The following is a 19,722-nucleotide window of genomic DNA, read 5'->3' as shown; positions in this document are numbered from 1 at the left end:
CCCCGCGCCCAACCCGATCAACGCCCTGATTGCCCGGCCACGCTAACCGCTTCGAGCAACTCGATCGCGAGCGCTGGTCCGGATCAACATGGACCCGCCTTCGTATCCTGAGTCGCGATGCTCATCCATGCTGCTACCGCTGAAGCGCCGAGCTGGACCGACAAGCTCGAAGCCTGGTCCACCTTCGGTGCGGCCATCTTCACCGCCACCGCCGTGGTCGTCGCCTTCTTGGTCTGGCGACATGACCAGCGTCTGAGGCGCGAGGACAAGCAGGATGCCGACGCTGCTCAAGCGCGCCTCGTCTTCGTCACCATGATCCAAGCCTTGGGGAGCAAGGAGGAGGGCTGGCTCGGCGTCAAGGTGGCGATCAGGAACAACAGCCCAGGCTCGATCTCGAGTGTGCGGCTGAAGGCCGAGGCTGCGGCCAGTTCTACGCTGATCCGCCTGGTCAGGGCGATCGGCCCCGGTGAGGCACCGCAGCAAGAGCTGATGTTCACCACACCGCGCCCTTGGCCTGCTGCGACGGTCAGGCCCAGCTCCGAGAAGTTCCGGCGACGCGTCCGGTGCCGCCTGAGTTTTCATGACAGCGCCGGGCTGTCCTGGACCAGATGGGACCGCGACGAGCCCTTCCGCGGTTCCTCCACGGTGAGCACGCAGCTCAGAGTCCTCCCGCTGCTGGCCGAGTATCTACGCCTCATGGAGCCGATCGAGTGGATCAAGACTCGAATCTGGAAACTTCACACGCTGGCGGCGATGGCGCTCCAGCACAAGATCAATGCCCGATGGGAACTCGACATGGACGACGAGGAACTGTCCTCCGCCAAGCCGGAACAGATCCAGGCGCCGCAGCTCTGACACTCTTCAGACCCGCGGGCACGTGGACCGAAGTCAGTTCCTGCGCCAGACCGCGAGGATTTCGGCCAGACGCCGGGCGGCCCGCGGATCGCGGCCGAAGACCGCCGCGGTCACCAGCGCCAGCAGACCGGCGCTCCCACCGGCCAGAGCCCATTCCGGTACGCCCACCGCAGCCCCCGCCCCCAGCGCCGCAGCCACCTCGGAGGCCAGCCGTGGATCCGCCCTGCGCATCGCGGCCAGCACGCGCAGGCGCCGCGTCTCGGCACTGTCGCAGGTCAGGGCGTCCAGCGTCGCGCAGGCCAGGTCGGCCAGTTCGGTGGCCAGGGCCGGCTCGTCGAGGCGCTGGGCCAGCGGCACGTGGAACACCAGGGTGTCGAGCGAGGCCCGCTGCCGGCTGGCCGCAGGCTTGCGCCGCAGCGTGCGCATATTGTGCAGCCGGTCCGCGATGGTGACCAGCGTCAGCTCCGGCGCAGCGGTCTCATCCTCGCGAACCACCTGGTCGGTCAGCGCCTCGACCAGCGCGGCGATGTCCGGCCCGAACTCATGGCGCAGTTGCGCGGCAGTGAACGGCGTGTCCTCGATGACATCGTGCAGCAGCGCGGCGCAGACGGCGGGGACCGTCCCGCCGTGCCGGGCGACGATCGTGGCCACCTCGATCGGGTGACTGATGTACCGGTCGCCGTTGACGCGGCGCTGCCCCCGATGGGCGCGCTCGGCGACCTCGTAGGCGTTCCAGACCAGCGGGATGTCCTGATGGCGTTCGGTGTCGCTGAGGACACGGACCAGAGAACCCATCGCGGCACTCATCTCTCCACTGTAGGGAGCCGTGCACACGACGCAGAGTGAGTGAATGCCGCATATGATCAACTCCGGGAGGCGACGCGATGCTGCAGAGTTATGACGAGCGCAATGCCGGGATCAAGTACTGGGTCAACGGGGTGCTTCGGCACCGTGACGAGCCCGGGATCTCGCCGTTCGACTCGGCCGTGCAGGGCGGGGACGCGGTCTGGGAGGGCCTGCGGGTCTACCAGGGGTCGATCTTCGGCCTCGAGGCGCACCTGGCCCGCCTGCGGCGCTCCGCCACCGCCTTGAACTTCGCCGACATCCCGACCGACGACGAGATCATCGCCGCGGTCGTAGCCACGCTGCAGGCCAACAACATGGTCGACGGGGTGCACATCCGGCTGACACTCACCCGCGGCGTGAAGGTCACCAGCGGGATGGACCCGCGGCTCAACCAGGCCGGCCCCACCCTGATCGTCCTGGCCGAGCACAAAGCCCCCGTGTACGACACCAGCGGCCTGAGCCTGATCACCGCGAGTGTGCGGCGACCCGGACCCGACGTGCTGGACCCCAAGATTCACCACGCGAACCTGCTCAACTCGATCCTCGCCAAGATCGAGGCGACCGTCGCCGGCGCCGACGACGCGCTCATGCTCGACGGTCGGGGGTTTGTCGCCGAGACCAACGCGACCCACCTCTTCGCGGTGATCAACGGTGCGCTGGTCACCCCGACCACGGCCGCCTGCCCGGAAGGCATCACCCGCCAGACCGTCCTCGAACTGGCAGAAGCAGCCGGGATCGCAGCGGAGGTCCGCGACATGTCCCTCGCCGAGATGTACTCAGCCGACGAGGTGTTCTGCACGGGCACGATGGGCGAGATCGCCGGCGTCACCCGCATCGACGGCCGCACGATCGGCTCCGGTCAGACCGGCGAGCTTACCGCGAGGATCGCCGCGCTCTACCAGCAGCATGCCCGCACCCATGGCACCCAAGTGCTCAGCTGACGGAAACGTAAACGAGACGTCGGTGCCGCCGTTTTACGGAAGCGGTCCGCCAGATGTCGGCTCCCGTCGCGGAGAGGTTGCAGCCTTGCTTGCTCTGCGCCGCAATTCAAGCGCAAACCCGTTCCGGCGACAGATCGGGAAGTTCGGCCACAGGCTGGATTTCCACCATGTCCACCAGCAATACACCGTCGATAGTAACAACAGCACTAAGATCAATTATCGATAGGTGACCGAGGTTAGAGTGTGTCGGGAGCTTCAGGAAGGGATTCAGATGCGCAAGGTGATCCGTCGATCGGTTCGAGGGCTGCTCACCGACGACACCGGACGCCTTCTGCTGATCCGGAGGACCAGGCCTGGCCTCGCCCCGTATTGGACGGTTCCGGGCGGTGGCGTCGAGCCAGGTGACGCGACATTGCAGGACACCTTGGCACGCGAGCTTCGCGAGGAGCTCGGCGCAGTCGCAGATGATCTCGAGCAGGTGTTTTTGCACAGCTCGTCGACACCGGAAGGTCTCGCGGTTCAGCACTTCTTCTGGTGCCGGCTGGTCAGTCTGGACGAGGAAGCACGCACCGGCGAGGAATTCACCGATGCGTCTCGAGGCGGCTACGACCTTGAGCGAATTTCTCTCGATGAGGTCGAGCGGGTGGATCTGAAGCCGAAGGAGTTGAAGGACTTCGTTGTCCGCAATGCTGAGGCCCTGCTGTCGGTTCGTGTTTGACCTGAACGACCGCAAGATCATCAGGCCGGTCAGGCGTTATCGAAACTGCGGCCAAGGCAAAAACCTGCCTGAGGTATGCACTTGCCGGAGTCATCCATCCGGATTGCGCCATCGGGATATTCGGCTTTCATCAGGATGGGCGCCTCCTGCTGAGGTCGAGCCCGTGCGGCTGCGAGCTACAGCCGGTGCGCAGCCAGCTCGTCGTAGTACGGCTGCGCGGCTTCAACCAGCGGCCGCAGCCGCGCAGGCACCACAGGCGGTGCCGGGTTGTACGGCGCGAAACCCGTCGACGCCTCAACCGTGGCGTACCAGTGCGGCGCCCACACCCCGTCAGTGGCGCGCGGCCCGGCCGCCCAGTGCAGCATGGCCGGGTCGAAGCCGATCCCCAGCGCCGCACACAGCCGCCCCAGCACCCCCGCTGGATCACGCAGCACGTCAGCCGCGTCGACCACCGGCCCGCCGTACGCACGGAAGATCTCCACCTGCTGCGGGTAACCGAGGTCCTCCAGGGTGGGCTCACCGCGGACCCGGGCGTACGAGGCGACCACATGCGCCGGGTCCCGGATCAGGTACGCCTGGGTGAGCGAGCCGAGCCACGACCGGCCCATCTCCGGCAGCAGGTGATGCGCCATGTGCTTCTGATAGAAAACATCGCCGGACACCGGCCCGGTCAGCGAGGCGGCGACGTCTTGCCAGCGGTTGGGCTGACTGGCCAGCACCGCGTCGCGGCCCGGGTGATCAAGCCCGGTCACCGCCAGATAGTGCGCGTAGAACGGCTCGTCCACCACGACCGTGTCCGCGCGCGAGCCGAAACTGCGCATCATCGCGGTCGAGATGTTGCGCGGGCCGGACCACATCGCCACCCGTGTTGTCATCGCCTCATGATCACACCTTGCGGGCCACCGCGCCGTATGCGTCGATGCGCTCGGGGTTGGGTTCCTCCGCGCGCCACCGGGTGATCTGCTCGAGCCCGGGCTCGACCATCGTCAGGCCCGCGAAGACGCTGGCCAGCTCGTCCGGGCTGCGCAGGATGTACGGAACACCACCCATCTCAGCCAGCCGCTTGGCCCCCTCGACCACCGCGGGTGTGGTGTTGGTGCCGTCCCACAGCACCAGCGCGCTGCCCGGCACGGTGGCCGCCATCGTGTGCCCGACCAGCGAGCGCACCACGTCCAGATCGGGCTCGTAGCCCATCACGCCCATGTACATCACCGCGACCGGCTTGCTGAAGTCGAGGATCTTCGCCGCTTCGTCGAGAATCGTCTGCGGCGAGTGATAGTCGGCCTGCACGTACGTCGTGGCCGTACCCGCCGGCAGCGACTGCGCGTGGGCCAGCACCATCGGGTCGGCGTCGACGTAGACGATGCGGGACTCAGGCGCGAGCGCCTGCGCCACCTCGTGGGTGTTCTGCATCGTCGGCAGACCCGTACCGATGTCGAGGAACTGCCTGATCCCGGCCTCGGCGGTCAGATGCTGCACGACCCGGATGAGAAAGCGCCGCGACTCGCGCGCCATGTCGACGATCTCGGGATAGACCTGCGCGACGGCGTCCCCGGCCGCGCGGTCGGCGGCGAAGTTGTCCGTGCCGCCCATCCAGTGGTTCCAGATCCGCGCCGCGTGCGGCACCTCGGGCTGCAGATGGGCCGATCGGGCCTCGTCCGGGTAAGTCATGGCCCATTCTGGACCTCCGCGCCGTGACACTGTCCACACCCGACAGCAATTCGCTTCAGAAAGATCCGCTCGCCGGCACGCGGGGCGCGCTCACCTGTCGCCAGCCCGAACCGGTCAGCGCCGCCCACCAGTCGGTGAAGGTCAGCGTCGACTCGCGCTCGGCGCACTCACGCTCCACCGCGGCCCTGGCCGCCGCATCCCAAAGAATCCGCCGCCCCGGCGTGCGATGCAACCTCAACAAGGTCTTCTCCAGCTGGTACGCGTCCTGCGCCGCACTGTGCGCCGCCACCGGCGCCGCCGGATCAGGGGTGACGTCGCGCCGCCAGACCCAGACCACCGGCCCGTCGTCGTCACCGGGCGCGTAGAGCCACACCCGCTGCTGAGCTACCTCTTTGATCACGGACGCGCGCAGTTCCTGCCGCACCCGGCGCTGCTCGGCCTCACGTTCCAGCCGGGCCCGCAAAGCACGCTGCTCCGACTGGTGCTCGGCCAGGCGGCGCTCGATCTCCGTGCGTACCGGATCATAGGTGGCGTCCGCGGCCCGGACCCGGGCCAGGAAACGCTGCTGGGCCTCACGGGAACGCCGGGCCAGCCGGCCCGCCCGGCCCGGCCATTGGGCCGGCTGACGGGCCCAGGTCAGCGAGGTGGACCCGGTCTTCAGATCGATCTGCGCGTCGGGGGAGCCATGGTCGCGCAGCAGCGCAACATAGGCCGCGGAGATCTCGTCGAGGCAGCGCGCCCCGGCGTCGGTCCACCGCTGCCACTCCTCGGCGGTGCAGCAGACACCGTCACGCTGCGACTCCAGGCAGTAGACGGTGTGCGGCTCATCGATCGGCAGGTCGTCGGCGCGGACCAGCCGGGCGCCGAGCACCCGGTCGAGATCGAGGAACTCGGCCGGGTTGCGGACCCGGACGCGGGCGTGGACCGTCGACTGTGACATATCCACCTCCCCGGGCCGATCTCGTCATGATGTCACCGATAGTCAGGGCGCCACAACAAATCGTTGCGACGGTGGTGGGACGCGTACCGAAGCCATGCCGGCGGCGGTGGCGGCCTGGATGCCCAGGTCGGTGTCCTCGAAGACCACACAGTCCGCGGGCGCGACTCCGAGGAGCGCGGCCGCGGTCAGGAACGCCTCCGGATCCGGCTTGGGCCGCACATAATCGCCCGCACAGACCAGAAACTCAAACTTCTCCCGCAACCCGAGGGCGTCCAGCGAGGCGGTCACCGACTCCCGCGTGCTCCCCGAGACGACCGCACACGGTACGCGGCCAGCAGCGTCGACGATGTGCTCGAGCACGCCCGGCACCGCGCTGATCTGCGGCAACAGGGCCCGGAAGATGCGTTCGCGCTGCTCGGCGACCTTGGCCACAGGCATCGCCAGACCCTGCTGGGCGTTGAGATCGGCGATGATGTCGGCCACCGTGCGCCCGCCCCAGGCATAGAAGAGGTCCTCGGGAAAAACGGCACCCCAGGGCTCGAGCGCCTGCCGCCACGCGACGTGGTGCAGCGGCATCGAGTCGGCGATCGTGCCGTCGCAGTCGAACAGGTACGCCTGGAAGTCACCCGGAGGCAGAGGCAGGATCACCCCAGCAGGATAGTGAGCCGTGCGATCCTGACCCGATGTGGGAGATCGTGACGACGGGCCAGTCGGGTGCGACGGTCAGCCGGCGTGACGGCGTCTACCGCAAGACCTCCAATGATCCGCGCGACGACCTGCCCGGTGAGGCCGCCCGGCTGACCTGGCTGCGCGCCCACGGCATCCCGGCGGCGCAGGTCCTGTCCAGCGCACCCGGCCTGCTCGAAACGGCCGAGGTCCCCGGCCTGCCCGCCTCCGACTACCGCCACGGTGTGGTCGACGCGCTCGCTGACTTCACCCGGGTGCTGCACGCGCTGCCGATCGCGGACTGTCCCTTCGACCGCCGGCTCGCCGTGACGATCCCCGCGGCGCTCGCTGCTGACGTCGACCTCGACGACCTGGACGACGAACGCGCCGGCTGGACCCGTGACGAGCTGGTGGCACAACTGCACGCGACTCGTCCCGTACAGGAAGATCTGGTCGTCTGTCATGGTGATCTCTGCCTGCCCAATGTGGTGCTCGACCGTGAGGGCTCCCAGGTCACCGGCCTGATCGACGTGGGCCGGCTCGGTGTCGCGGACCGCTGGACCGACCTCGCGCTGATGACCCGGTCGCTGTCCGACCCCGGCCTCAATCCCGGCTACGGACCGTGGGCGGCCGATCGCTTCCTGACCCGCTACGGCATCGCGCCGGACCCCGCCAAGAACGACTTCTACCGGCTGCTGGACGAATTTTTCTAGCCCGAGTTACCGGATGATCTCCGCAGCGTTGACCTTGGGGGGAGTTGTTCTTGAGCGTGCGGGGGTAAGGCAGTGAGCCAGGAACAGCTTGTCGGACCCGTGGACTACCGTCATCACGTGCCTGATCAGCCTGTCCCTGCCGTGCCCGCCGACGTCGAGATGCCCGACGCCGCGGTCCCCGAGGTCGACTCCGGCAAGTTCACGGTCCGGCTGACCAACTTCACCGGCCCGTTCGACCTGCTCCTTCAGCTGATCGGCAAGCACAAGCTCGACGTCACCGAGATCGCCCTGCACCAGGTCACCGACGACTTCATCGCCTACATCCGGGCCATGGGCGACGACTGGGACCTCGGCGAGACCAGCGAGTTCCTCCTGGTCGCGGCCACCCTGCTGGACCTCAAGGCCGCCCGGCTGCTGCCCGCCGCCGAGGTCGAGGACGAGGAAGACCTCGCCCTGCTCGAAGCCCGCGACCTGCTCTTCGCCCGCCTCCTGCAATACAAGGCCTACAAAGAAGCCGCAGCCGTCATCGCGGACCTCGAGGGGATCGGCACCCGCCGCTGGCCGCGCGCGGTCTCCCTCGAGCCCCGGTACGCCGAAGCCCTGCCCGACCTGGTCCTGGGCATCGGCGCCGAACGCCTCCTCAAGCTGGCGCTCAAGCAGTTCCTCCCCAAACCGGGTCCGCCCGAGGTCTCCATCGCCCACATCCATCAGGTACGCGTCAGCGTCCGCGAACACGCCACCCTGATCCGCGACCGCCTGCGCCGCGCGGGCAGCGCCACGTTCAGCCTGCTGATCGCCGACTGCGAGAACACCCTCGAAGTGGTGGCCCGCTTCCTGGCGCTGCTGGAGCTCTACCGCGAAGGCCTGGTCGACTTCGAGCAGCCGGTCTCCCTCGAGGAGATGACGGTCCGCTGGATCGGCGGCGACCACGTCGAAGGCGACCTCGACATCGACGACTACGAGGGCACCCCCGCCGAACCTGACACCGCGGCCATGGACCTCGACGACCTGCCCGTCGACCCGGACGACGAGCGCCGCCCGGGCGCGGTCCTCGAGGAGGAAGAAGAGGTCGACGACGACGCTGACCTCGACGGCTTCGAGGTCAAGCCGATCGTGGAGTTCGAGGACCGAGACCAGGGCGACGAGCGTCGCCCCGGCGCCGCTTTCGACGAAGACGACGAGGTTGATGACGACGCTGACCTCGACGACTTCGAGATCAAGCCGATCATCGAATTCGAGGACCGGGACCGGGGTGAGGCGGGCGAGCCGGCGGACCCGGATTCGGATTCGGATTCGGATTCGGACGACCTTGAGTCGGCGCCGACGGCGAGAGGCTTGGCCGTGTCTGGCGGCGTTGATCTCGATGCCGAGCTTCGGGCCCTCGAGACCGAGGCGGGTTCCGACGTGAGCGATCTTGCTGAGGCCACGCCGGCTCTGACGGATCTCGACGCGGACGTCGATGACCTTGACGCCGACCTCGCCGAGCCCGGCATCACCGACCTCGATGCCGACGACCCGGCCGAGGTCTACGAGGAGCGCCCCGCGGTGGAGCGCGACGTGCTCGCGGCGGCCGTCGACGAGCTCGAAGCCCGCGCCGAGCTGCTCGATCTCCACGAGCCGGACACTGGCTTCCCGGACACGGCCTCACCAGCAGGGACACCCGCCGACGGCATCACCGTCGTAGAGCCGTCCTTCGGTGACCCCGACCGTGCCCCCGCCGCCGATTCCACCGACCCCGGAGCCGATCTTGCTGGCGCCTCCGACGTCGGCTCGGTGCCGGATGCTGTCCTCACTGATGCGGCCGGTGCAGGCCCAACTTCATTGATGTCGGGGCTTGAAGCGGCCGAGGGTGACGCGGTTGCTCTCACCGACGCGGCCGGAACGGGCCCAACTTCATTGATGTCGGGGCCTGAGGTGCCCGAGGCTGACGCGGTTGCGGACGTTGCCCCCACCGACGCGGCCGGTACAGACCCAACTTCATTGATGTCGGGCCCTGAGGCTGACGCAGTTGCGGACGCTGTCCTCACCGATGCGGTCGGTGCCGATGATGTTCGCGAGACCAGCACCGACGGTGAAACGGCCGTGGGTGGCGGCACTGACAGCGGCCGCGCCGATGCTGAGGCGCCTCACGGGGCTGAGGCCGGGGGCATCGGTGGCGATGAGTTTGGCCCTGATGGGCACGGGCAGGAAAACGCGATCACAGCTTCGAGCGACGAGGAACAGCGATGAGCGACGAGCGTCCCGAGTCCCTGGCCGCGCAGGCGGCTTCCTGGGTGCCGCCCTGGGAGCGGACGCAGCGCCCGCCCGACCAGAACTACGCCGCCGAGCAGCGGGCTGCCGCGGGGGAGAGCGACGACGAGGCGCGCTCCGAGGCCAATCTTTCGGATGACGACGACGACTTCGATCCCGCTTTCGAGGGACCGAACCCGGCGCCGGCCGAGTTGCCGCCGTTCCCCGAGGAGACCGGTGGCTCGCCGACCGTCGATGCGCCGACCGAGGTGCCCGGTGAGGAGGAACTCGACCCGACCGACGTCGGTGTCGGGCCCGAGGTGGCGATCCCCGGGGCGATCGAGGAAGCTGCCGAGAACGAGATCGGTTCGGCGCCCGTGGTCGACGCGCCGCTGCCCGAGGACGGCGACGATGCCGGGGACGTGTTCGACGCCGCTGCTGATGACGATGTCGCTGATGACGACGAGGTGGACCTGCCGTTCACCGAAGAGGTCCCCGGTCCGGAAGCAGACGAGCCCGAGGACGGCGACGGCCCGGCCGCGTCGCTGACCACCGCGTTGCCGGGCACTGATGACGTCGGCGAGCTGAGTGCTGAGGCTGCTGCGGCCATCGGGGCTGCTGATGTTGACGCGGCGGTCGCCCGGGGGGAAGCCGTCGCTGGAGCGCGGCCGAGTTCGGGGATTCCTGCGCAGGGGAGGCGAAGTAAGGGCGCCCGTGCTGCTTCTGAGGCGACCTCGACCCGTACGGAAGAGGAAGCGGAAGTAAAGCCCGAGCCGGAGCCGATCGCGGACGAGGAGTTGCGGGCGGCTCTCGAGGCGATCTTGCTTGTGGTGGATGAGCCGGTGGCCGAGATGCAGCTCGCGCAGATCATGGAGCAGCCGACCGAGCGGGTCGGGGTCATGCTGGAGGACATCTCGGCGCGTTACACGGCGGCGGGGCACGGGTTTGACCTGCGGCGGGCTGCGGGTGGCTGGCGTCTCTACACCAGGCCGGAATATGCGCCGTATGTGGAGCGGTTTGTACTGGACGGGCAGTCTGTGCGGCTTACGCAGGCCGCTCTGGAAACGCTCGCTGTAGTCGCATACAAACAGCCTGTGACGAGGTCACGCATCTCGGCCATCCGCGGTGTGAACTGCGATGGCGTCATGCGTACGCTTAACACTCGCGGCCTCATCGAGGAATGCGGCACTGAGGGCGAGACCGGGGCATTCCTGTACCGCACCACGGCGCTGTTCCTGGAGAAGCTCGGCCTCAACTCGGTCGACCAGCTCCCTCCGCTGGCCCCGTTCCTACCCGACGACGTGGAAGAAGTGCTCGATGCCTCAGGCTGATCAGGATACCTCCATACGGCTGCAGAAGATCCTCGCAACCGCCGGAGTCGGATCCCGCCGCGGCTGCGAAGACCTGATCTTCCGTGGCCGCGTGACCGTGAACGGCAAGGTCGCCAAGCTGGGCGACAAGGTCGACCCCGCCACCGCCGAGATCCACGTCGACGGGTCGCGGATCGTCACCGACACCAAGCTGGTCTACCTCGCGATGAACAAGCCGCGCGGTGTCGTCTCGACCATGGACGACGAGAAGGGCCGCACCGAGCTGGCCGACTTCCTCGGCACGTTCGAGCAGCGCATCTTCCACGTCGGCCGGCTCGACGCCGACAGTGAGGGCCTGCTGCTGCTGACCAACGACGGTGCGCTCGCCCACAAGCTGATGCACCCGTCGTACGGCATCGCCAAGACCTACCTGGCCGAGGTCGCCGGCCCGCTGCCGCGCAACGTCGGCCGGCGGCTGCTGGGCGGCATCGAGCTCGAGGACGGCCCGGCCAAGGTCGACGCGTTCAAGCTCATCGACGCCATCGGCAAGACCGCACAGATCGAGCTGGTCCTGCACGAGGGCCGCAAGCACATCGTGCGGCGGATGATGGACGAGGTCGGTCACCCGGTCTCGCGCCTCATCCGCACCGCGGTCGGCCCGATCCGGCTCGGCGACATGCGCCCCGGTGGCTTCCGCCGGCTGTCCAACGCCGAGGTCGGCGCCCTGTTCAAGGCCGTCGGCGACTGAGCTTCACCCGCCCGGCACAATAGGTAGGTCTGTTCTTCGGTTTCAGGTTCGGTCTTCAAGGAGGTAACGGTGGCGGAAGCAGTGCGGCCCGAGCGGTGTGTGGTGGCCGTCGACGGTCCTTCGGGGTCGGGCAAATCCACCGTCTCCCGGCGACTCGCCACCGCGATCGACGGCATCTACCTCGACACCGGCGCGATGTACCGCGCGATCACCTGGGCGGTCCTGCAGTCCGGTGCTGATCTCAGCGACGTCGACACCGTCGTGAAGATCGCGATGGAGACCGACCTGTCGATCGGGACCGACCCCCAGGCCCCGCACTTCGAGGCCAACGGTGTCGACGTCGACGCGGCCATCCGCGGCCCCGAGGTCACCGGCGCGGTCTCGGCCGTCGCCGCGATTCCGCAGGTACGCGCCATGCTGGTGCAGTTCCAGCAGGACATCATCTCGGGCGCTCCGCGCATCGTCGTCGAAGGCCGCGACATCGCCTCGGTCGTCGCGCCCAACGCCGACCTCAAGGTCTACCTGACCGCGTCCGCCGCCGCGCGCGCCCAGCGCCGCAGCGCCGAGGACGCCACCGACGTGGTCGCCACCGAGGCAGACCTCGCCCGCCGCGACCAGCTCGACTCGAGCCGCGCGGCCGACCCTCTGCGCCAGGCCTCCGACGCCACCACCCTCGACACGACGGGTATGGGCATCGACGAGGTCGTCACGCAGCTCTTGAGCATGTTGAACAGCAAGGTGAGTCCGTGAGTTCCGAGTACCTGGTGGACGCCCCGGAGGAAATCTCCCCCGAGGGTCCCGTTCCCGTGGTCGCCGTCGTCGGCCGCCCCAACGTGGGCAAGTCGACGCTGGTCAACCGCATCATCGGCCGCCGCCAAGCGGTCGTCGAAGACAAACCCGGCGTCACGCGCGACCGCGTCCCGTACGACGCCCAGTGGAGCGGTCGCCGCTTCACGGTGGTCGACACCGGCGGCTGGGAGCCCGACGCCAAGGACCGCGCCGCCGCCATCGCCGCGCAGGCCGAGATCGCCGTGCAGACCGCCGACGTGGTCATCTTCGTCGTCGACGCCATGGTCGGCGCCACGGACGTGGACGAGAAGGCCGTGCGGATGCTGCGCCGCAGCAGCAAGCCGGTGATCCTGGTGGCCAACAAGGCCGACAACCAGAACATCGAGAACGAGACGGTGTCGCTCTGGGGCCTGGGCCTGGGGGAGCCGTTCCCGCTCTCCGCCCTTCACGGCCGCAACGCCGGCGACCTGCTCGACAAGATCCTGGCAGCCATGCCGCCCGCGCCGGGCATCATCGAGGACGGCCCTCGCGGTCCGCGCCGGGTGGCGCTGGTGGGTCGCCCGAACGTGGGAAAGTCGTCGCTGCTGAACCGCCTGGCCCGCGAAGAGCGCGCCGTGGTGGACTCGGTGGCCGGCACCACGGTCGACCCGGTCGACAGCCTGGTCGAGATGGACGGCGAGGTCTGGCAGTTCGTCGACACCGCCGGTCTGCGCAAGCGGGTGAGCCACGCGTCGGGCACGGAGTACTACGCGTCTCTCCGCACCGCCGGCGCCGTTGAGGCAGCTGAGGTCGGTGTCGTGCTGCTGGACTCCTCCGAGGTCATCAGTGAGCAGGACCAGCGGGTGCTCACGTCGGTGGTCGAGGCCGGGCGTGCGCTGGTGATCGCCTTCAACAAGTGGGACCTGGTCGACGAGGACCGGCGGATCTACCTCGACAAGGAGATCGACCGCGAACTCAAGCGCATCCCCTGGGCGCTACGGGTCAACATCTCGGCCAAGACAGGCCGTGCCGTCGACAAGCTGGCGCCGGCTCTGCGTAAGGCGCTGGCGTCGTGGGAGAAGCGCATCCCGACGGGTGCTCTGAACCAGTGGCTGACGGCGTTGACTCAGGCCACGCCGCACCCGGTGCGGGGTGGGCGGGCGCCGCGGATCATGTTCGCGACGCAGGCTGGGGTGGCGCCGCCGCGGTTCGTGCTCTTCACCACCGGGCCGCTGGACGCCGGCTATCAGCGGTTCATTGAGCGCAAGCTCCGCGAGGAGTTCGGCTTCGAGGGCAGCCCGATCGAAGTGTCGGTCCGCCCCCGCAAGAAGCTCGGCCCGGGTGGCCGCGGTAAAGCCCACGGCTGAGGTCGGCATGCCGGTGTGAAGTCGCTTGAGCGACTGGGGTAAGGTTTGGTTGTTGCCGCGCACTGGGGTTCCGGGGCGTGGCATCGGGCTGTAGCGCAGCTTGGTAGCGCACTTGACTGGGGGTCAAGGGGTCGCAGGTTCAAATCCTGTCAGCCCGACCAGTGTTTTGAAGCCGCTGATGAGGATGAAAGTCCTGGTCAGCGGCTTTTTTCATGGATGCACGTCGTTCGGCCACGATCGCTCTAGTGGATCTTGTGGTCACGGCCGTGGCCACAGTCACGGTTTCTCGTGGTCATATAGAAAGCCGTGAAACGGGCATAGGTTCTAGGCACCTGGACTTATGTCCGATACTTCGCTTCGCGCAAGCGGCACTTGACAGATTCGCAGGTGCGCTCCCTGACCCAGCTGCCGTTAAGTGCCGGCTGACCCATTCGGGGACGGGGCGCGGGTTTACGCCTCATCAAGTACGCCCTGCGCGGCCTCTCGATAGTCTCCGCCGCACTCTGCCCCTGCGCGGCAGGTGGGCGTGGTGTCGTCTCCGGCAAAATTGACGGAGCGGGATCAGTGCGCGCGGCCCTTGCCTTCGTGGTAATCGTACGCAGGCAGACGTGCTTTCTCTCCTGCGAGGGCGTCAGTGCGATGATCAGCTGGCGATGAAATGAACGGCCGACAACTCGGCCTCTCGGGCCGTCGGAGCCGAACACTTGCATCGGTAGATTGAGGGCGTCGGCCTTGGACGGGTAGCAGAAGTAGAGGATCTCCCCGCTTGCCACCGCACCGTCCGCATGCATGGAGCCTGCCACCAATAGGATCCCTGTCATGCAGGAGGGCCGGTGGACCACGATCACGCCGTCGCAGTTTGCCCATGAGCGCGAGGCGCTGGCGTACGTACAGCAGCTACTGCCGGACACCGAGCCGTACCGGGCCTGGTCGAACTTCACGTTCACCGCGCAGACCGGTCACCCGTACGAGGTGGATCTGCTGGTCGCAGCGCCGAGCGGCCTCTACCTCATCGAGATCAAGAGCTTGAACGGGCGGCTGGTCTCCAGCGGCTCCAACTGGATCCAGCACGGTCCCAGCACTACGCGCACGTTCGACAACCCGTTGCACCTGGCCGATGCCAAGGCGAAGAGGCTCAAGTCGCTGCTGCAGGTGGCTGCCTCCAGGCGGCGGGGAATGCCGGTGCGGATCCCGTTTGTGCAGGCGGCGGTGTTTCTGTCGAAGCCTGGCCTGCAGGTGGAGCTTTCCGAGCATCACCTGCACGGGGTCTACGGGCCGGAACCGGTAGGCACCAACCGGCCGAACCGGCTGCCGACGATCGGTTCGCTGCTGCAACGCCCGCCGCAGGACGAGCGGCAGCGGCTCACCGCCGAGACGTCCCGAGCCCTGCCCGATCTGCTGGCCGAGGTCGGCATCGCCCGTAGCCGCCGGCACTACCAGGTCGGGTCGTGGGAGCTGGAGACCCGCCCGTTCGATGTGGGCCCGACCTGGCAGGACCATCTTGCCAAGCACCGGGACCTGGAGCGGGAGCGCCGCCGGGTGCGCATCTACCTGGTCGAGCGCAACGCGGTGCAGGCCGAGCGGGCCAGCATCGAGCGCGCGGCCAAGCGGGAAATGCTGGTGCTGCATGGCATCAACCACCCCGGCATCGTCCAGGCCGACTCGATGGAATCGCACGAGGCCGGCCCGGCGCTGATCTTCCGGTACGACCCGCGCGCGATGCGGCTCGACCATTACATGGCCCAGTTCGGTGATCGTCTGGACGCGCCCGCCCGGCTCACCATGATCCGCCAGCTTGCGGAAACGGTGGCGTACGCGCACGGCCGTCGTCTGCATCACCGGGCGCTATCGGCCCGCAGTGTTCTGGTCAACCCTGGCCGGAAACGTCGGGGCGGCACCGACGAGGAAGCCTGGCTGTTCCCGCAGTTGCAGATCAGCGACTGGCAAGCGGCCACCCGGGGCGCGGATTCGGCAGCCGGCAGCGACGGCAGTGGTGGATCAGTCGCTTTGTCGTCACACGCGGCGTCGCACCTGGAGCGGTCGGCGGAGGCCTACCTCGCGCCGGAGATGATCGCGCCCCGGCCCGACCCGGTGGCGATGGATGTCTTCGGGTTGGGCGCTCTGGCGTACCTGATTCTCACCGGTCAGCCGCCTGCCACAAAGCGGCCCGAGCTGCTGGCCCGCCTCGCCCGGGACAACGGTCTGCGGGCGGCGTCGGTGGCCGACTCGGTGTCGGAGTTCGCGGACGAGTTGGTGCAGGCGGCGACGGCCCCGGTGCCGGCGCAGCGGCTGACGACGGTCGCCGAGTTCGTGGAGATGATCGAGGTCATTGAGGAGGAGCTGACCGCCCCGTCGGCGCCGTCCTCGGTGCATCCGGTGGATAAGCCGGAGCCGACGGATCCGTTAGAAGCCCGCCCCGGCGACCGGGTCGGCGAGTGGGTCGTCCGGAAACGCCTTGGTACCGGTTCGACGTGCCGGGCCTTCCTCGCCGACAACGAGCGGACCGGCCGCGCCGAGGTGTTGAAGGTCGGCCTGTCCGACGAGAAGGACAACCGGCTCCGCCATGAGGCACGGGTGCTCGGACCGTTGACTGACTCCCGGGTGATCCGGCTGGCCCGGCCTGAGCCGGTTCGGATCGCGGACCGGACCATTGTGGTGCTGGAACACGCCGGTGACTTGACGCTGGCCCGCAAGCTCCGCGACGACGGCCGGCTCACCGTCGACGAGTTGGAGACCTACAGCGACTACCTGTTCGGAGCTCTCGACTATCTGGAGGGCGAGGGCGTCTACCACCGCGACATCAAGCCCGACAACATCGCGATCCGGATCCGCCCCAACCGCACCCGGCAGCTGGTGCTGTTCGACTTCTCCCTGGCCGGCGTGTCGGTCAAGGAGATCACGGCGGGCACGCCGCGCTATCTCGATCCGTTCCTGGGCAGCGTTAACCGTCCCGTGTACGACAAGCACGCCGAGTGGTACGCCCTGGCGGTCACTCTGCACGAGATGGCCTCCGGTGAGCTGCCGGACTGGGAGGACGGCTCTGTCCTGCCGGAGTTCTCCGACGGACCACCGGTCCTCGCCGCCGAGGCGTTCGACCCGGCGATCCGCGACGGCCTAGTCGACTTTTTCCATCTCGCACTCCACCGCGACAGCCGGACCCGGTTCGCCTCGCTCAAGGACATGCGCGACGCCTGGCAGAAGGTATTCCGGCGCTCCGATGCCAGCGCACCGGTCGGCACCGACCACCCGGAGCCCCAGGAGGAACCGGATGCCGAAGGCGCCGAAGCCGCCCGCGACGAGGCTGCGGCCAAGGCGACCCGGGCAACCGCGCTAGAAGCGGCTGGCCTGACGCCCCGAGCGGTCTCGGCCGCCCACCGGCTGGATGCCACCACCGTCGGTGACCTGCTCACCGTGGCGAACAAGCTGGCCCACTTGCCCGGCCTCGGCGCGAAGACCCGCCAGGAACTGCAGCGGCGGGTCAAGGAGTGGCGGGCTCGGCTCGGCGAGCGGGAAACCCTGCCAACCTCACCGAACGCCCGTAGGAGCGCCGCCGCCGAGGCGGCCACCGAGACGACCGGCGACTCCGCCGACGCCGAGCTGGTCCGGGTCGGCCTGGACGCCATCGCCACCCTGCTGATCCCGGCCAAGAACGGCCGCAACGCCACCGAAGTCGAGGGCACCCGGATCCTGCTACGCCTGCCCGACGACACCGGTGTGCTGCCCGGCCTGACCCCGTGGCCGCAGCAGCCCCAGGTCGCCACCGCCCTGGGCGTCACCCCGGGCCGGGTGGCGCAGATCCTCGGCAAACAGCGCAAACGCTGGAACGACCTGCCGGTGGCGTCGAGTGTGCGCGCCGAGCTGATCGAGCTGCTGCGCGACGGCGGCCGGGTGATGGGTGTCGAGGAACTGGCCACCGCCCTGCTCACCAGCCGAGGGTCAATGCGTACCGGCGACGATCTGCGGCGCACCGTAGCGCTCGCCGCGGTACGCGCTGCTGTCGAGATCGACGCGCTCGCCCACGAGCCGAGGCTACTGCTGCGCCGCCACGGCGATCGGCTGATGGTGGCGCTGGAGGCGGCCGAGGACGACGCCCCCGACACCCCCGCCGCGCCGGCCCTGCTCGACTACGCCGATGCGCTCGGCAAGGCAGCCGATCGGCTGGCCGGCAACGAGGTGCTGCCTAGCCCGGCGACGGTGTTGCGTACCCTCGGCGCGGTAACCGCGCCGGGCGGAGCCGCCGACGCCATCGACGAACGCCGACGGGTCGTGCTCGCCGCAGTGGCCTCGGAGAACGCCGCCGCGACCGCCCGCCTGGAGATCTACCCACGTGACCTCGACCCGGTGCGGGCACTGCGCCTGGCGCAGGCCGGCGTGCTGCCCCCGGCCGGACCGCCCGGCCAGCCACGCGGCCTTACTCCGGCGCAGATCGCCGACCGGGTCGCGGCCCGTTTCCCGGACCTCGCCCCACTACCCGGCCACCCCCGCCTCGACGGCCTGCTGACCGACGCCGGGTTCGAGCTGATCTGGAACCGGGACCACTACGCGGCGCCGGCCCGGACCGCCGCGTCCTCGTCGATGACCATCGTGCGGCGTCGGTCGTCGGCGTCCACGCCACCCACCCGGTGGACCGCCGACTCCCCGGTTCTTGCGTCGGCGCTGCGCGCGGAAGAACGCCTGACCGGTGCGGCCTCGGCCGGAGGGTTCCGGGCTTTGACGGTACGGTTGTCGCGGTACGCCCTGGCCCGCGAGGAACTCGTCCGTCGTTTCTCGGCCCGGCCGGTCAACGTGGCCTCCCGTTTTCTGTCCCACCTGCACGGACTGGTTGACGCTCGCCCGAAACCGACGTGGGAGACCGTGCTCGGCGCCGATATCGCCGAACCCGGTTCCCGCCCGGCGATCAAACTCGGTGAGTACGTCGACGAGGCATGGTCGCAGGCCGCCCCCGCATTGCTGACCCAGCTGGCGGCAGGCAGCGGCCCGATCCTGCTGCACGACGCGGCCGTGCTGGCGCGTTACCGGGCGATGGAGCGACTGTACGAACTGGCGGACGCAGCCCGCGCCGGGAACGGCGACGTGTGGCTGCTCTGCCCGATGGACGACCCGGACCTGCTGCCCAAGCTGGACGGCACCGTGGTGCGGGTCGGGGACAACGAGTGGATCGCTCTACCCGACGCCTGGGTCGAGAACACGCACCGTAGCGCCTCCGTCGCTTGATCCGGCAGGATGGCTGGATGCCGCTCCTTGCGGGAGCTGTCGACGTCGATGCGGTCATGGCAAGCCTGAGTTCGGCACGGCGGGTGTTCCACTCGGAAGCCGACTTCCAGCATGCCTTCGCCTGGGTGCTGCACGAGGTGGAGCCTTCGCTAAACATCCGCCTGGAGGTCCGGCAGGACAAGCGCGAGTACGTCGACTTGTTCTGCTTCGGGCCGAAGGGCCGGACGGCGGTGGAGTTCAAATACTTCACCGCACGCTGGGACGGCACGGATTCGGCCACAGAGAAATTCCATCTGCGCGGGCATGCGGCCACCGATCTCGCCCGGCGGAACTTCGTGTTCGACATCGCCCGGCTGGAGAGGTTCTGCGCGTCTGGTCGCGCCACGAACGGCTTTGCGATCATGGTGAGCAACGATCGAAGGCTGTGGGAACCGATCGTTTCTCGTCGGGTGGCCCGTGACCAGGAATTCCGCATCGACGAGGGCCGGGCGTTGAAGGACGTGTTGCGCTGGGGCACCGAGGGCAGCTACTTCGACGCCAACCAGCGCGAACTCGCAGGCAGTTATTCGGTGGCCTGGCGCGACTTCTCCGAGCTCAACGGACCGGCCGGAGACTTCCATCAACTCATCTTGCCTGTCGAGCAACGTGCTCAAGGTGTGACCCGCCAAGATTGATTCCCGGTCGCCTGGCATCGCTCGCCACGCCGGGCGGCATCTTTCGCCGAACGGTGGACATC

15 protein-coding genes, 1 tRNA gene and 1 pseudogene are annotated in these 19,722 nt (G+C 68.6%); 12 read left to right on the top strand and 5 right to left on the bottom strand.

The genetic code is table 11. The features are described from left to right. Positions 1–117 precede the first annotated feature (117 nt). Positions 118–855 (top strand): hypothetical protein, encoded by a 738-nt coding sequence (locus AFR_RS29815; protein WP_023560535.1) that lies wholly within the window; start codon positions 118–120, stop codon positions 853–855. 33 nt (positions 856–888) lie between these two features. Here AFR_RS29815 and AFR_RS44115 read toward each other — a convergent pair whose 3' ends face one another. Beyond that, a complete protein-coding gene (locus AFR_RS44115) occupies positions 889–1,662 on the bottom strand; it encodes an HD domain-containing protein (RefSeq protein WP_084298192.1) in 774 nt (257 codons plus the stop codon). 77 nt (positions 1,663–1,739) lie between these two features. Here AFR_RS44115 and AFR_RS29805 point away from each other — a divergent pair, with 77 nt between their 5' ends. After that, positions 1,740–2,642 carry an aminotransferase class IV gene (locus tag AFR_RS29805; RefSeq protein ID WP_023560533.1) on the top strand — a complete coding sequence of 301 codons (903 nt, stop codon included), beginning with the start codon at positions 1,740–1,742 and terminating at the stop codon, positions 2,640–2,642. Positions 2,643–2,913: 271 nt separating this feature from the next. Then, positions 2,914–3,360: an NUDIX hydrolase gene (locus AFR_RS29800; RefSeq protein WP_023560532.1), complete on the top strand. Its 447-nt coding sequence runs from the start codon at positions 2,914–2,916 to the stop codon at positions 3,358–3,360. Positions 3,361–3,536: 176 nt separating this feature from the next. Here the strand turns inward: AFR_RS29800 and AFR_RS29795 are convergent, their stop codons facing one another. From AFR_RS29795 to AFR_RS29780, 4 genes are read right to left on the bottom strand one after another with little or no spacing between them, the layout of a single operon-like run. Then, positions 3,537–4,235, bottom strand: a complete 699-nt coding sequence (locus tag AFR_RS29795; protein ID WP_041841241.1) for a sulfotransferase-like domain-containing protein — start codon at positions 4,233–4,235, stop codon at positions 3,537–3,539. A 10-nt stretch (positions 4,236–4,245) separates the two neighbouring features. After that, positions 4,246–5,031, bottom strand: a complete 786-nt coding sequence (locus AFR_RS29790) for an SAM-dependent methyltransferase (RefSeq protein WP_023560530.1) — start codon at positions 5,029–5,031, stop codon at positions 4,246–4,248. A gap of 55 nt (positions 5,032–5,086) precedes the next feature. After that, entirely contained in the window at positions 5,087–5,971 is an 885-nt protein-coding gene (locus AFR_RS29785; RefSeq protein ID WP_023560529.1) for a hypothetical protein, read from the bottom strand. 42 nt (positions 5,972–6,013) lie between these two features. Next, positions 6,014–6,619 carry an HAD family hydrolase gene (locus AFR_RS29780; RefSeq protein ID WP_023560528.1) on the bottom strand — a complete coding sequence of 202 codons (606 nt, stop codon included), beginning with the start codon at positions 6,617–6,619 and terminating at the stop codon, positions 6,014–6,016. Between the two features lie 35 nt (positions 6,620–6,654). Between AFR_RS29780 and AFR_RS29775 the strand changes: the two genes are divergently transcribed. The 9 genes and pseudogenes from AFR_RS29775 to AFR_RS29730 all read left to right on the top strand — a co-directional run bounded on the left by AFR_RS29775 (position 6,655) and on the right by AFR_RS29730 (position 19,660). Continuing rightward, positions 6,655–7,350, top strand: coding sequence for an APH(3') family aminoglycoside O-phosphotransferase (locus tag AFR_RS29775; protein ID WP_023560527.1), 696 nt, complete (start codon positions 6,655–6,657; stop codon positions 7,348–7,350). Positions 7,351–7,509: 159 nt separating this feature from the next. Further along, positions 7,510–8,343, top strand: a pseudogene (locus AFR_RS29770) (segregation and condensation protein A); the annotation flags it as partial. Positions 8,344–9,971: 1,628 nt separating this feature from the next. Continuing rightward, the gene (scpB, locus tag AFR_RS46320) at positions 9,972–10,910 is read left to right on the top strand and encodes an SMC-Scp complex subunit ScpB (RefSeq protein WP_438829947.1); all 939 of its coding nucleotides are present in this window, start codon (positions 9,972–9,974) and stop codon (positions 10,908–10,910) included. Next, a complete protein-coding gene (locus AFR_RS29755) occupies positions 10,897–11,637 on the top strand; it encodes a pseudouridine synthase (protein WP_023560524.1) in 741 nt (246 codons plus the stop codon). The genes scpB and AFR_RS29755 overlap by 14 nt, the downstream gene beginning before the upstream one ends. Before the next feature lie 69 nt (positions 11,638–11,706). After that, positions 11,707–12,387, top strand: a complete 681-nt coding sequence (gene cmk / locus AFR_RS29750) for a (d)CMP kinase (RefSeq protein ID WP_041841240.1) — start codon at positions 11,707–11,709, stop codon at positions 12,385–12,387. Then, a complete protein-coding gene (gene der / locus AFR_RS29745; RefSeq protein WP_023560522.1) occupies positions 12,384–13,772 on the top strand; it encodes a ribosome biogenesis GTPase Der in 1,389 nt (462 codons plus the stop codon). The genes cmk and der overlap by 4 nt, the downstream gene beginning before the upstream one ends. 84 nt (positions 13,773–13,856) lie before the next feature. Further along, a tRNA-Pro gene (locus AFR_RS29740) sits at positions 13,857–13,933 on the top strand. Between the two features lie 658 nt (positions 13,934–14,591). Next, complete coding sequence (gene pglW / locus AFR_RS29735; protein ID WP_023560521.1) at positions 14,592–18,986, top strand: BREX system serine/threonine kinase PglW; 4,395 nt, start codon at positions 14,592–14,594, stop codon at positions 18,984–18,986. Positions 18,987–19,003: 17 nt separating this feature from the next. After that, positions 19,004–19,660 carry a hypothetical protein gene (locus tag AFR_RS29730; protein ID WP_023560520.1) on the top strand — a complete coding sequence of 219 codons (657 nt, stop codon included), beginning with the start codon at positions 19,004–19,006 and terminating at the stop codon, positions 19,658–19,660. Positions 19,661–19,722 lie beyond the last annotated feature (62 nt).

Source organism: Amorphoplanes friuliensis DSM 7358 (assembly GCF_000494755.1).
GTDB lineage: Bacteria > Actinomycetota > Actinomycetes > Mycobacteriales > Micromonosporaceae > Actinoplanes > Actinoplanes friuliensis.
The sequence above is the reverse complement of the archived record's forward strand: the minus strand, read 5'-3'. Positions and strand labels throughout refer to the sequence as shown.

Coding starts and splice junctions, on each gene's coding strand:
- AFR_RS29815 (WP_023560535.1), top strand. CDS start 118: ATGCTCATCCATGCTGCTACCGCTGAAGCGCCGAGCTGGACCGACAAG.
- AFR_RS44115 (WP_084298192.1), bottom strand. CDS start 1,662: ATGAGTGCCGCGATGGGTTCTCTGGTCCGTGTCCTCAGCGACACCGAA.
- AFR_RS29805 (WP_023560533.1), top strand. CDS start 1,740: ATGCTGCAGAGTTATGACGAGCGCAATGCCGGGATCAAGTACTGGGTC.
- AFR_RS29800 (WP_023560532.1), top strand. CDS start 2,914: ATGCGCAAGGTGATCCGTCGATCGGTTCGAGGGCTGCTCACCGACGAC.
- AFR_RS29795 (WP_041841241.1), bottom strand. CDS start 4,235: ATGACAACACGGGTGGCGATGTGGTCCGGCCCGCGCAACATCTCGACC.
- AFR_RS29790 (WP_023560530.1), bottom strand. CDS start 5,031: ATGACTTACCCGGACGAGGCCCGATCGGCCCATCTGCAGCCCGAGGTG.
- AFR_RS29785 (WP_023560529.1), bottom strand. CDS start 5,971: ATGTCACAGTCGACGGTCCACGCCCGCGTCCGGGTCCGCAACCCGGCC.
- AFR_RS29775 (WP_023560527.1), top strand. CDS start 6,655: ATGTGGGAGATCGTGACGACGGGCCAGTCGGGTGCGACGGTCAGCCGG.
- AFR_RS29755 (WP_023560524.1), top strand. CDS start 10,897: ATGCCTCAGGCTGATCAGGATACCTCCATACGGCTGCAGAAGATCCTC.
- pglW (WP_023560521.1), top strand. CDS start 14,592: ATGCAGGAGGGCCGGTGGACCACGATCACGCCGTCGCAGTTTGCCCAT.
- AFR_RS29730 (WP_023560520.1), top strand. CDS start 19,004: ATGCCGCTCCTTGCGGGAGCTGTCGACGTCGATGCGGTCATGGCAAGC.